Below are 13,223 nucleotides of genomic sequence, written 5' to 3'. Positions count from 1 at the left end.
AAAATAATTTATTATAAAATTTCTTAATCAATACAAAACATGAGCGTTTTAGTAAACAAAGATTCAAAAATAATAGTTCAAGGATTTACAGGTAGTGAAGGAACATTTCACGCTGGACAAATGATAGAGTATGGTACTAATGTAGTTGGTGGTGTTACGCCAGGTAAAGGTGGTCAAACTCATCTAGATAAACCGGTTTTTAATACTGTTCAAGAAGCTGTAGAAAAAGTAGGTGCAGATACAACTATTATTTTTGTTCCGCCAGCATTTGCTGCAGACGCTATTATGGAAGCTGCAAACGCAGGAATTAAAGTAATTATTTGTATTACTGAAGGGATACCTGTTGCAGATATGATTAAAGCTTCAGATTATATTAAAGATAAAGATTGTAGATTAATTGGTCCTAACTGTCCAGGAGTAATCACTCCAGGTGAAGCTAAAGTTGGAATTATGCCAGGTTTTGTATTCAAAAAAGGAAAAGTAGGTATTGTTTCTAAATCAGGCACATTAACTTATGAAGCTGCAGACCAGGTGGTTAAGCAAGGTTTAGGTATTACTACTGCTATTGGTATTGGTGGTGACCCTATTATCGGAACCACAACTAAGGAAGCGGTTGAGTTATTAATTAACGATCCAGAAACAGAATGTGTGGTAATGATAGGAGAAATTGGAGGTCAGTTAGAAGCAGATGCTGCTAATTGGTATAAAGCGTCAGGAAGTAAAAAACCTATTGTTGGGTTTATAGCAGGAGAAACTGCTCCAGCAGGACGTACAATGGGACATGCAGGAGCTATTGTAGGTGGATCTGATGATACAGCACAAGCTAAAAAAGCAATTATGAGAGATTGTGGTATTCATGTTGTAGATTCTCCAGCAGAAATTGGTAAAAAAGTAGCCGAAGTTGTAGGCTAACATATCTAACACTAATGTGTTAAAATAATCCAAATATATAAACGATTAAAGTTCGTTAGCTTATTTTAGCTAACGAACTTTTTTAATTTATAAACCAACCAAAAAATGAAACACTTAAAATTAATACTAGCTATTGCTATAATTACTTTTGTAGCAAGTTGTAAAAAAAGTAATTCTGGCGACGTAGCTGTTAAAACCGAAACACAAAAAGATGCTAATGGATTTAGTTACGAAAGCGTCAGTAATGATCCAACAGGTTTACGTTTGTATACTCTAGATAATGGTTTAAAAGTGTATTTAAGTAAAAATACTGACGAACCTAAAATACAAACATATATTGCTGTTAGAGCTGGGTCTAATTACGACCCAAAAGAATCTACAGGATTGGCACATTACCTAGAACATATGGTGTTTAAAGGTACAGATGAAGTTGGTACCATAGATTGGGAAACAGAAAAAAAGTATTTAGATACCATTTCTAATTTATACGAAAAACATAGAGCAGAAAAAGATCCAGATTTAAAAAAAGCGATTTATAAAGAAATTGATAGAGTATCATTAGCTGCTTCAAACTATTCTGTTGCTAACGAGTATGATAAAATGTCAAGTTCTTTAGGTGCAACTGGTACAAATGCTTACACATGGTTTGAGCAAACCGTGTACACTAATAAAATTCCGACAAACGAATTAGACAAATTTTTAGCTTTAGAAAGCGAACGTTTTAGTCAAGTAGTGTTGCGTTTATTTCATACAGAACTTGAAGCAGTTTTCGAAGAGTTTAATAGAGGACAGGATAGCGATGGTAGAAAGCGTTATGCAGCAATGCTAGAAGGTTTATTCCCTAATCACCCTTATGGACAACAAACAACTATTGGTACTGCAGAACATCTAAAAAATCCATCCATGGTAGATATTCATAATTATTTTGATAAGTATTATGTACCTAATAACATGGCAGTAATATTAGTTGGTGATATCGATTTTGATACAACTATCAAAAAGGTAAATGATACGTTTGGAAAATTTGAACGTAAAGAAGTACAACACCCAGAATTACCAAAAGAAGAACCTTTAAATTCTGTTGTAGAAAAAGAAGTTTTCGGACCAACTGCAGAAAGTATTTCTATAGCGTATCGCTCTGGTGGAGTTAATACTAAAGATGAAAAGTTAGTGACCTTAGCAGATATGATTTTAGCTAATGGTAATGCTGGTTTAATAGATTTAAACCTTAATCAGCAACAAGTAGTGCAATATGCTGGTAGTTCACCTACATTTTTAAACGACTATGGATATCATGTGTTTTCTGGTTCTCCAAAAGAAGGTCAATCTCTAGACGAGGTTAAAAAACTAATCTTAGAACAAATTGAAAAATTAAAAAAAGGAGAATTTGAAGACTGGATGTTAGATGCAGTTATTAACGATCTTAAAAAGTCTAAATTACAAGAGTACGAAAGTAATACAGCTGTAGCTAACGCTTATGTTAATGCATTTATTCATAATGAAAAATGGGAAGATAAAGTCAAGTTTTTAGATGACCTTAAAAAAGTGACTAAGCAAGAATTAGTAGATTTTGCAAATTCATTTTATAAGGATAATTATGTAGTAACCTATAAACGTAAAGGGGCAGACGATAAAATTGTTAAAGTTCAAAACCCAGGAATTACTCCTGTAAACCTTAACAGAGGTGCTAACTCTAAATATATTGAAGAGTTTAATAAAATGCAATCTGAACCATTAAAACCTGTTTATGTAGATTATGCTTCAGCTATTAAAAAGACTGAAACAGAAAGCGGAATCAAAGTATCCTACATTGAAAATGAAACTAATGATTTATTTGATATGAATATCATTTTTGATATGGGTAGCGATAATGACAAAAAATTAGATTTAGCAGTAGGATATTTAGAGTATTTAGGGACTGATAAGTACACTAACGAAGAGTTAAAAAAAGAATTCTATAAATTAGGAATTGACTATTACGTAAATACTGGTAGCGAAAAAACATATATAGGTTTAAACGGATTAAAAGAAAACTTACCAAAAGGTTTAGAGCTATTAGAGCACTTACTTGATCACGCAGTGCCTAATCAAGAAGCGTATGATAAATATGTACAGTCTATAGCAAAAGGTAGGCAAAACAATAAAACTAACAAAGGAAGCATCTTAAGACGTGGTTTGGTAGAGTATGCCAAGTATGGTGAAAACTCAAGTCTACGTAATATTATTCCTGTAAGTCAGCTTAATCAGATTAATCCACAAGAGTTAGTTAGCTTAACTAAACACTTAAAAAACTACAAACAACGTGTTTTTTACTATGGTAAAGATATAGATAATGCGGTTGCTGCTTTAAACACCTCACATAAAGTGTCTTCAGAATTAAAAGATTATCCTGAAGCGTTGGCGTTTAACGAGTTAGAAACTGGTGGAAACGTGTATTTTGTAGACTTTGACATGGTGCAATCAGAAATGATGTTTTTAGCTAAAGGAGAACCATTTAAGCCAGAAAATATGGCTGCATCAACATTGTTTAATACTTATTTTGGTGGTGGATTATCTTCAATAGTTTTTCAAGAGATTAGAGAGTCTAAATCATTAGCGTATTCTGCTTGGTCTAGATATAGTACAGCAAATGATAAAGACGATTCAAATTATGTGATGGCATACATTGGGACGCAAGCCAATAAAATGCCTGAAGCTGTTGATGCTATGATGGACTTAATGAATGATATGCCAGAATCTGAAGCTCAATTTCTAGCTGCAAAAGAGTCGACATTAAAAAAATTAGCAGCACAACGTATTAATAAATCTAATATCTTTTGGAGTTATGAACGACTTCAAAAATTAGGAATGTCTGAAGATAACAGAGAAGCAATGTACAATGCTATTAAAGACATGACTATTGAAGATTTACGCGAGTTTTTTAATAAAAACATCAAAGGAGAAGATTATAACGTCATGGTGATTGGAAACAAAAATGATGTAGATATGAAAGCGTTAAGCAAATTAGGGAAAGTTCAAGAAATGGACGTTGACTATTTATTTAATTATGAAAAACCTGAAGAAGTAAAAATGTAAACAAATAATATTTATATTTTTTAAAGGTAAATATTTACAAAATAGCCTTATAATTTTATAACAAATTATAGGGCTTTTTTTATTTAGAACACGTAGTTATTGTTATATTTGAATTAGTAAACTAACAACTTGTTTTCGATATATTCGAAACAAAATAAATTATTCTTAATGAAACTTTTAGAAGGAAAAACAGCAATTATAACAGGTGCTTCCAGAGGAATTGGTAAAGGTATTGCGCAAGTATTTGCTCAACAAGGAGCTAATGTAGCATTTACTTATAGCTCTTCTGTAGAAGCAGCAAACACATTAGAAAAAGAGTTAAATGCTTTTGGAATTAAAGCTAAAGGATACAAAAGTAATGCAGCAAGTTTTGATGAAGCGCAACAATTAGCAGAAGATGTTTTAACAGAATTTGGTAGTATTGATATATTAGTTAATAACGCTGGAATAACAAAAGATAATCTGTTAATGAGAATGGGAGAAGAGGACTTTGATCAAGTAATTGAAGTTAACTTAAAATCCGTTTTTAACATGACAAAAGCTGTACAGCGTACAATGCTTAAACAACGAAAAGGATCTATAATTAATATGAGTTCTGTAGTTGGTGTTAAAGGTAATGCAGGTCAAACCAATTATGCTGCGTCTAAAGCAGGTATTATTGGATTTTCTAAGTCTGTAGCATTAGAATTGGGTTCTAGAAACATTAGAAGTAATGTGATAGCACCAGGTTTTATCGAAACAGAAATGACTGCAAAACTTGATGAAGAAACTGTAAAAGGATGGCGCAGTGCAATTCCTTTAAAACGTGGTGGTACTCCAGAAGATATCGCTAACGCTTGTGTGTTTTTAGCATCAGACATGTCTGCTTATGTAACAGGTCAAACCATTAATGTAGATGGTGGAATGTTAACCTAATTAATAATTTTAAAAACTATACTACCATGAAAAACCTGTTTCACTTCATTGCATTATTTTTAGTAACTACTTCACTTGTAAATGCACAAGATTGGATAGATTATAAATCTGAGGATTTAGCTTTTATAGCTGAGTTTCCTGGAGAACCAGAACGTACTGTTCAAGAAGTTGAAACAGCTATAGGAATTATTGATATGCACATGATAATGCATAGTGCTGATTCTAGTGATGATAATATGGTGTATTCAATAATTAGATCAGATTATCCTGAGGAGGAATTTAAAGATGCTGATGACGAGTATAACAATTCTGTGTTAGATGGTGCAGTTAATGGTGCTACAACTAATGTTAATGGCGAGTTAACTTCTGATGAAAAAATAACACATAACGGTTTTCCTGGACGTAGTATAAAAATAAAAATTAGTGGTGCTTTTATTTATATGAATGCCTATTTAGTCAATAATACTATGTTTGTAGTTCAAGTTATTTGCTTAACAGATAAAGATGAAAACGAAGATATTAAACGATTTATGGACTCGTTTGATATGCTAAAAGTTAAAGAAGATTAGTGTCAACAGAAACTCTTTTATACATCATTTTAGCAGGTATAGTAGCACTTCTACTAGCCTTATTCCAGTACAAATACAAATCTAAAAGCGCATCACAATCTGTTGCGCTTTTTACATTTTTGCGTTTTATTACCTTATTTTCAATTTTATTATTGCTAATTAACCCTAAGTTTGAGCAGTTTAAATATTTCACCCAAAAACCTAATTTAATAGTAGCAGTAGACAATTCAGCATCATTACAATACTTAAATCAAGACCAGAATGCTAAAAATGCGCTTCAACAATTAGTAAATAATCAAGAATTAAAAGATAAATTTAATGTTGAAGTATATTCCTTCGGAAACACATTAGAGGCTAGTGATAGCGTATCTTTTACCAATCAACAAACCAATTTAGATAAAACCTTTAAAGAGCTAACTCAGATATATAAAAACACAATTTCACCAACCATACTTTTAACAGATGGTAACCAAACGGTAGGAAACGATTATCAGTTTTCTGCTAAAAACTATAAACAACCTATTTATCCCATTATATTAGGGGATACCATAACGTATTCAGATTTAAAAATAAGTCAGTTAAACGTTAATAAATACGCTTATTTAAAAAACAAATTTCCTATTGAAGCGATTATAGTTTATAATGGTAGTGAAGCTGTAACCAGTAAATTTGTAGTTACAAAAGGGAATACAACGGTGTATTCTAAACCGCTGTCATTAAGCAAAACCAAAAGTAGTGAGGTTTTAAATTTTACTTTACCAGCAACTGGTGTAGGTGTACAAGAGTACAAAGCACAAGTGGTACCATTAGTTGCAGAAAAAAATATAGTAAATAACTATAAAAATTTTGCGGTTGAAGTCATAGATCAAAAAACCAAAATAGCAATTGTCAGTACGATTTTACATCCAGATTTAGGTACTTTAAAAAAGAGTATTTCTAGTAACGAGCAACGTGAAGTTGTGTTTTTGAAACCCAATCAATTAGAATCACAATTAAATGATTTTCAATTAGTTATATTGTATCAGCCAAACAATGCATTTAAAGGTTTATTTGATAAATTAAATACTGAAAACATTAATAAATGGATCATAACAGGTCCAAAAACAGATTGGCGATTTTTAAACAATGTTTCACAAGTTTATACCTTTGATTTTTCTTCTCAAACCGATGATTACCAACCTAATCTAAATCCTAATTACACCTCATTCATCATTGAAGATTTAGATTTTGAGAGCTTTCCACCTCTAAAATCTACATTTGGAGACTCAGAGTTTAAAACACCTTTTGAGGCTATTTTATACAAAACCGTTTCTGGTATCAAAACACAAGAACCTTTACTAACTACTATTGAAACCAATGGTAGAAGAGAAGCAGTCTTATTTGGCGAAAACCTTTGGAGATGGCGTGCACAAAGCTATTTAAACAATGGAAGTTTTTTAGAATTCGATAATTTTATTGGTAAGCTAGTTCAGTATTTAGCGTCAAACAAGCGAAAAAACAGATTAAATGTTGATTATAATTCATTTTACAACGGAAGTGAAAACATTATAATAAGCGCACAATTTTTTAATAAGAATTACGAGTTTGATAATAGTGAAGCTTTAACCATATCACTTAAAAACAAAGACACCAATAAAACGTCTAAAAGACCACTGATTTTAAAAGGTAACAACTATCAGGTCAACTTAAGCAATATTCCAGCAGGAGATTATAACTTTACAGTCAGCGCAAACTCAGAAAACATAGCAGTTTCTGGAAATTTTAAAATTGTGGAATATAATATCGAGCAGCAATTTTTAAATGCCAATGTAACAAAGTTACAACAGTTAGCTACTAACAGTAATGGTGAAGCTTTCTTTATAGATAATTACGCTGTAATTTCAGAAAACTTATTAAAGGATAATCGTTACCAACCTATCCAAAAAAGTAATAAAAGTGTTGTACCTTTGATAGATTGGCAATATCTACTGTTTATAATAGCTTTATCCTTGGCTTTAGAATGGTTTATAAGAAAATATAAAGGATTAATATAAAATTAAAAATTAGTTATGGAAAAATTACCAAAAATTGCATTCCCAATAATCATAGCGGTTATTATCGGAATTATTTTAATTGCTAAATCAGCAGTAACAATAGACTCTGGAGAAGCTGGAGTGTTGTTTGAAACCTTTGGAGACGGTGTTGTAACCGACGAGCCTCCAATGGGTGAAGGGTTTCATATTGTTGCACCATGGAATAAAGTCTTTATTTATGAAGTACGTCAACAAGAATTGTTTGAAAAAATGAAAGTATTATCGTCTAACGGACTAGAAATACAAATTGATGCTTCTGCTTGGTACGAGCCTGTTTACGACGAGTTAGGAAATCTTCACCAATCACTAGGTCAAAACTACCTACAACGTGTTATACAGCCTGCTATACGTAGTGCTGCCCGTAGTGTTGTTGGTCGTTACACACCAGAACAATTATACTCTAGCAAACGTGATGCAATTCAAGATGAAATTTTTGCAGAAACAAAAAAGATTTTAGAAAAACAATACGTGCAATTAAACGAGGTATTAGTACGTGATGTTACTTTACCAAATACAATTAAAGAAGCTATCGAGCGTAAATTACGTCAAGAACAAGAGTCTTTAGAGTATGAGTTTAGGTTAGTTACTGCTGCTAAAGAAGCAGAAAAAGTAATTATTGAAGCACAAGGTAAAGCTGATGCAAACAAAATTTTAAGTGCATCACTTACTGATAAAATTTTACAAGATAAAGGGATTGAAGCGACTGTAAAGTTATCAGAATCTCCTAATAGTAAAGTAATTGTTATTGGCTCAGGAGATAGCGGAATGCCAATTATTCTAGGAAATCAATAATTTAAAGTCCAAAAGCTAAGATTTTCATAAAATTTAAATTTTAATGAGAATTGGTTTGCTTTTTAAAATTTAAATTCACAATATTTGTAAACGAAAAAAAAACAAATGAATTTTATTCAATCACATCATCATCATTTTCATATTTGCACTCAAGCGAACTGAAGATGTATTGTATAAAATCAACATATTTAAAAACCGTTTGAGTAAATCAAACGGTTTTTTGTTTATAACAACTTTCCTAATTAAAGATTTACTCAAACACAATTAAAAAAAATTAAAATGAGTAAATTAAAAATTGCAGTTCAAAAATCAGGACGATTAAATGAGGATTCCATGAAAATCCTTAAAGACATTGGTATTTCTATAGACAATGGAAAAGACCAACTTAAAGCATCAGCCAGAAATTTTCCTTTAGAAATTTTCTATTTACGTAATGGAGACATTCCGCAGTATTTAAAAGATGGTGTAGTAGATGTTGCTATTATTGGTGAAAACGTATTAATCGAAAAAGGTAACGATATCAAGGTTGCTGAAAAGCTAGGCTTTTCCAGCTGTAAAGTATCTGTTGCTGTGCCAAAAGGTGCAACATACAACTCGGTTAAAGATTTAGAAGGTAAGCGTATTGCTACGTCATACCCAAATACAGTCAATCAGTTTTTAGATAAAAATAAGGTATCTGCTAAATTACACATCATTAATGGTTCGGTTGAAATTGCTCCAAATATTGGATTAGCAGATGCTATAGTAGATATTGTATCCAGCGGAAGCACCTTGTTTAAAAACGGTTTAAAAGAAGTTGAAGTTATTTTAAAGTCGGAAGCGGTATTAGCAGTATCACCTAAAATTTCTGCTGAAAATCAAAAGCTGCTTGAAAAAATCCAATTTAGAATTCAATCGGTTTTAAAAGGACAAAACTCAAAATATGTGTTGCTAAATGCACCTAACCATAAGTTAAATGACATTATTAATATTTTACCAGGAATGAAAAGCCCAACGGTTTTACCATTAGCAGAAGCAGGTTGGAGTAGTGTACACTCTGTAATTGACAAAAATCAATTTTGGGAAGTTATTGACGAATTAAAAGCGAATGGTGCACAGGGTATTTTAGTTTGTCCAATAGAAAAAATGGTGATTTAATAATCTAATGTCATACTTAGCGAAGTCGATGTGCAAATGAAATAACAATTATGAAAACATTTATAAATCCAAACCAATCCACTTGGTCAACCCTTTTAAAAAGACCAACACAAACTATAGACGATATAGAAACTACAGTTACTCAAATCTTTGATGACGTACAACGCAATGGTGATCAGGCTGTTGCTAAATACACGCAACTGTTTGATGGAGTCGAATTAGATTCAAATAGTGTAACCACAAAAGAAGTCGAGCTAGCCAGTTCTAACATTTCTTCAGAATTAAAACAAGCTATTCAACAAGCAAAACAAAATATTGAAACGTTTCACAAAGCACAGCAAACAGAAACAATCAGTATTGAAACAACAATTGGTGTTACGTGTTGGCAAGAAAAAAGAGCGATTAATAAAGTAGGTATATATATTCCTGCTGGTAGTGCGCCATTATTTTCAACCGTTTTAATGTTGGCTGTTCCTGCACAAATTGCTGGTTGCAAAGAGATAGTATTGTGTTCGCCTCCTAATAAAGAAGGTAATATTGCTAACGAAATTTTATATGCAGCGCAGCTTTGTGGAGTTACTAAAATAATTAAAGTTGGTGGTATTCAGGCTATTGCTGGTTTAACGTTTGGTACAGAAAGCATTCCGCAAGTGTATAAGATTTTTGGTCCAGGAAACCAGTTTGTAACGGTTGCCAAACAATTAGCAACCAAATATGGAGTAGCTATCGATATGCCTGCAGGTCCAAGCGAATTGTTAGTGGCTGCAGACAAAAGTGCTAATGCAAGTTATGTGGCTTCAGATTTATTAAGTCAAGCAGAACATGGAGCAGACAGTCAAGTTATATTGGTGTCAGACTCTCAAGATTTTGTAGAAGAGGTTCAAAAAGAAATAGATAAACAAGTGAAAGATCTGCCAAGAAAAGACATCGCAAAAAATGCTTTAAAAAATTCCAAAGCCATCATTATGGAAGATGCTAATGACGCACTAAGTTTGATAAACGACTATGCACCAGAACACTTAATTTTATGCACTAACGACAATGATTTTTTTGTAGCTAATATTCAAAATGCAGGTTCTGTTTTTATTGGTAATTACTCACCAGAAAGTGCTGGAGATTATGCGTCTGGGACCAATCACACTTTGCCAACAAATGGGTTTAGTAAAGCGTATTCTGGTGTAAACCTAGACAGTTTTACAAAAGCCATTACGTTTCAAAACATCACAAAGGAAGGCTTGTTAAATATAGGTAACACTATAGAATTAATGGCTGAAGCCGAAGGATTACAAGCACACAAAAATGCGGTTTCAATTCGATTAAAAGATTTAAAATAAATGTCATTCAGAGCGAAGCGAAGATTCATTTGATGAGATTCCTCACTGTGTTCGGAATGACAAATAGAATAAAATGAAAACAACATTCAACATAAACAACCTAGTTAGAGCTAACATCAAAGCGCTAAAACCATATTCGTCTGCAAGAGACGAGTATAAGGATGCAACGTCACAAAATATGGTCTTTTTGGATGCTAACGAGAATCCGTTTGAAAATGGCGTCAATCGTTATCCAGATCCACAACAACAAGATGTTAAAGCTCTATTGTCAAAAATTAAAAAGGTTTCAACAAATCAAATTTTATTGGGTAACGGTAGCGATGAAGTATTAGACTTAATTTTCAGAGCGTTTTGCGATCCAAATCAAGATAAAATAATTACGCTTCCGCCAACCTATGGTATGTATGAAGTTTTAGCAAATACCAATGCAATAGAAGTTATTAAAATTGAACTAACTAAAGACTTCCAGCCTGATTTTGATGAAATTTTGAAAGCATCTAACACAGAAACCAAACTATTGTTTCTTTGCTCGCCAAACAACCCAACAGCCAATAGTTTTGAGGCTTCAATAATTGAAAAATTAATAACTAATTTTCAAGGCATTGTGGTGATTGACGAAGCGTATATCGATTTTTCAAATCAGCAAAGTTGGATTAGTAGATTGCAAGAATTTCCTAATGTAATTGTTACACAAACACTATCTAAAGCCTATGGTATGGCTGGAATTAGATTAGGGGTTTGTTATGCTTCTGCAGAAATTATTGCAGTTTTAAATAAAATAAAACCACCTTATAACGTCAATGAGTTAACACAACAAAAAGCAATTGAACGATTAAAAAATCAAGCTGAAGTTTCAGAAGAAATAACTTCAATTATTACTGAAAGAGAGCAGTTAATGTTGGCTTTAAAAACTATAAATTTTGTATCAACTATTTATCCCTCAGATGCTAATTTTGTGTTAGTTAAAGTGGATGATGCAAATAAGCGTTACAATCAATTAATAATGCAAGGCATTGTGGTTAGAAACAGAACCAATCAACCGTTGTGTGAAAACTGTTTAAGACTAACAGTTGGAACTAAAACTGAAAATAAAAGATTAATTGAAGCACTAAAAAAAATATAATTGTGATTGTTCTGAACTTGTTTCAGAATCACACAACAGAATAATGAGATGCTGAAATAAATTCAGCTTGACAAAATAAAAAATAAAATGAAAAAAGTACTTTTTATAGACAGAGATGGGACATTAGTTTTAGAGCCACCTGTAGATTATCAGTTAGATAGTTTAGAGAAGTTAGAGTTTTACCCAAAAGTGTTTCAATACATGGCTAAAATAGCTTCAGAGTTAGATTACGAACTAGTTATGGTGACCAATCAGGATGGTTTAGGAACCGATTCGTTTCCAGAAGACACCTTTTGGCCTGCTCAAAACAAAATTATCTCAGCTTTTGAAAAGGAAGGTGTAGTGTTTTCTGAAGTTTGCATAGACAAAACATTTCCGCATGAAAATGCAGACACACGTAAGCCTAGAACTGGGTTATTATCTAAATATTTAGATGCTACTAAATACGATTTAAAAAACAGTTTTGTTTTAGGTGACCGAATCACAGACATGGAATTGGCTAAAAACTTGGGTGCTAAAGGTATTTTTTTATCTGAAAATCCAGAGTTAGGAGCAGATGAAATTGAAAGCTCTAAACAAGCTATTTTAGATTGTATAGTTTTGACAAGTACAGATTGGAAAGCGATTTACGAGTTTTTAAAATTAGAAGATCGCGTTGCTGAGATTACCAGAAACACTAACGAAACCAAAATTTACATTAAATTAAACCTTGATGGTTCTGGTAAAAATGACATCGATACAGGATTAAAGTTTTTTGATCATATGTTAGACCAAATTGGTCGTCATGGCGCAATGGATTTAACCGTTAAAGTAGATGGCGATTTAGAAGTGGATGAGCACCACACTATTGAAGATACTATGATTGCTTTAGGCGAATTATTTAATAAAACCTTAGGTAATAAATTAGGTATCGAGCGATACGGGTTTTGCTTACCTATGGACGACTGTTTAGCACAAGTAGCAGTGGACTTTGGAGGTAGAAATTGGTTAGAATGGGATGCTGATTTTAAACGCGAAAAAATTGGTGATATGCCAACCGAAATGTTTTTCCATTTGTTTAAATCGTTTACAGATGGTGCCAAATGCAACTTAAACATAAAAGCAGAAGGTACTAACGAACACCATAAAATTGAAGGCATTTTTAAAGCATTTGCAAAAGCAATGAAAATGGCAGTCAAACGTGATGCTAACAAGATGTATTTACCATCAACTAAAGGAATGTTGTAAGCTGTATTAGTTTATTAATTTAACGTCACTTATAGTGATTTGTGAAGTATGAGCAAATTGTATCGAG

The 13,223-nt window shown here is 32.4% G+C and carries 10 protein-coding genes; all 10 read left to right on the top strand.

Annotation, left to right across the window (positions count from 1 at the left end; all coding sequences use genetic code 11):
• Positions 1 to 39 precede the first annotated feature (39 nt).
• Complete coding sequence (gene sucD, locus LY08_RS12245; protein WP_111660739.1) at positions 40 to 912, top strand: succinate--CoA ligase subunit alpha; 873 nt, start codon at positions 40 to 42, stop codon at positions 910 to 912.
• A 105-nt stretch (positions 913 to 1,017) separates the two neighbouring features.
• Complete coding sequence (locus tag LY08_RS12240; RefSeq protein WP_111660738.1) at positions 1,018 to 3,987, top strand: M16 family metallopeptidase; 2,970 nt, start codon at positions 1,018 to 1,020, stop codon at positions 3,985 to 3,987.
• Positions 3,988 to 4,155: 168 nt separating this feature from the next.
• Positions 4,156 to 4,902 carry a 3-oxoacyl-[acyl-carrier-protein] reductase gene (gene fabG / locus LY08_RS12235; protein WP_111660737.1) on the top strand — a complete coding sequence of 249 codons (747 nt, stop codon included), beginning with the start codon at positions 4,156 to 4,158 and terminating at the stop codon, positions 4,900 to 4,902.
• Between the two features lie 26 nt (positions 4,903 to 4,928).
• On the top strand, positions 4,929 to 5,471 hold the full coding sequence (locus LY08_RS12230; protein WP_111660736.1) for a hypothetical protein: 543 nt from the start codon (positions 4,929 to 4,931) through the stop codon (positions 5,469 to 5,471).
• Positions 5,471 to 7,504, top strand: coding sequence for a vWA domain-containing protein (locus LY08_RS12225; protein WP_111660735.1), 2,034 nt, complete (start codon positions 5,471 to 5,473; stop codon positions 7,502 to 7,504). The genes LY08_RS12230 and LY08_RS12225 overlap by 1 nt, the downstream gene beginning before the upstream one ends.
• A gap of 15 nt (positions 7,505 to 7,519) precedes the next feature.
• Entirely contained in the window at positions 7,520 to 8,335 is an 816-nt protein-coding gene (locus LY08_RS12220) for a prohibitin family protein (protein ID WP_111660734.1), read from the top strand.
• A 279-nt stretch (positions 8,336 to 8,614) separates the two neighbouring features.
• On the top strand, positions 8,615 to 9,472 hold the full coding sequence (gene hisG, locus LY08_RS12215) for an ATP phosphoribosyltransferase (RefSeq protein ID WP_111660733.1): 858 nt from the start codon (positions 8,615 to 8,617) through the stop codon (positions 9,470 to 9,472).
• Positions 9,473 to 9,522: 50 nt separating this feature from the next.
• On the top strand, positions 9,523 to 10,806 hold the full coding sequence (hisD, locus tag LY08_RS12210; protein ID WP_111660732.1) for a histidinol dehydrogenase: 1,284 nt from the start codon (positions 9,523 to 9,525) through the stop codon (positions 10,804 to 10,806).
• Positions 10,807 to 10,879: 73 nt separating this feature from the next.
• The gene (gene hisC / locus LY08_RS12205) at positions 10,880 to 11,929 is read left to right on the top strand and encodes a histidinol-phosphate transaminase (protein ID WP_111660731.1); all 1,050 of its coding nucleotides are present in this window, start codon (positions 10,880 to 10,882) and stop codon (positions 11,927 to 11,929) included.
• A gap of 87 nt (positions 11,930 to 12,016) precedes the next feature.
• The gene (gene hisB / locus LY08_RS12200) at positions 12,017 to 13,156 is read left to right on the top strand and encodes a bifunctional histidinol-phosphatase/imidazoleglycerol-phosphate dehydratase HisB (protein WP_111660730.1); all 1,140 of its coding nucleotides are present in this window, start codon (positions 12,017 to 12,019) and stop codon (positions 13,154 to 13,156) included.
• Positions 13,157 to 13,223 lie beyond the last annotated feature (67 nt).

This window comes from Olleya aquimaris, assembly GCF_003259525.1.
Lineage (GTDB): Bacteria > Bacteroidota > Bacteroidia > Flavobacteriales > Flavobacteriaceae > Olleya > Olleya aquimaris.
Note: the sequence above shows the minus strand (reverse complement) of the source record. Positions and strands in the feature narration are given on the sequence as shown.

Bases quoted from the DNA above. Each gene is read 5' to 3' on its own strand.
- hisC (WP_111660731.1), top strand. From the start codon at position 10,880: ATGAAAACAACATTCAACATAAACAACCTAGTTAGAGCTAACATCAAA.
- sucD (WP_111660739.1), top strand. From the start codon at position 40: ATGAGCGTTTTAGTAAACAAAGATTCAAAAATAATAGTTCAAGGATTT.
- LY08_RS12220 (WP_111660734.1), top strand. From the start codon at position 7,520: ATGGAAAAATTACCAAAAATTGCATTCCCAATAATCATAGCGGTTATT.
- hisG (WP_111660733.1), top strand. From the start codon at position 8,615: ATGAGTAAATTAAAAATTGCAGTTCAAAAATCAGGACGATTAAATGAG.
- LY08_RS12230 (WP_111660736.1), top strand. From the start codon at position 4,929: ATGAAAAACCTGTTTCACTTCATTGCATTATTTTTAGTAACTACTTCA.
- hisB (WP_111660730.1), top strand. From the start codon at position 12,017: ATGAAAAAAGTACTTTTTATAGACAGAGATGGGACATTAGTTTTAGAG.
- fabG (WP_111660737.1), top strand. From the start codon at position 4,156: ATGAAACTTTTAGAAGGAAAAACAGCAATTATAACAGGTGCTTCCAGA.
- hisD (WP_111660732.1), top strand. From the start codon at position 9,523: ATGAAAACATTTATAAATCCAAACCAATCCACTTGGTCAACCCTTTTA.
- LY08_RS12240 (WP_111660738.1), top strand. From the start codon at position 1,018: ATGAAACACTTAAAATTAATACTAGCTATTGCTATAATTACTTTTGTA.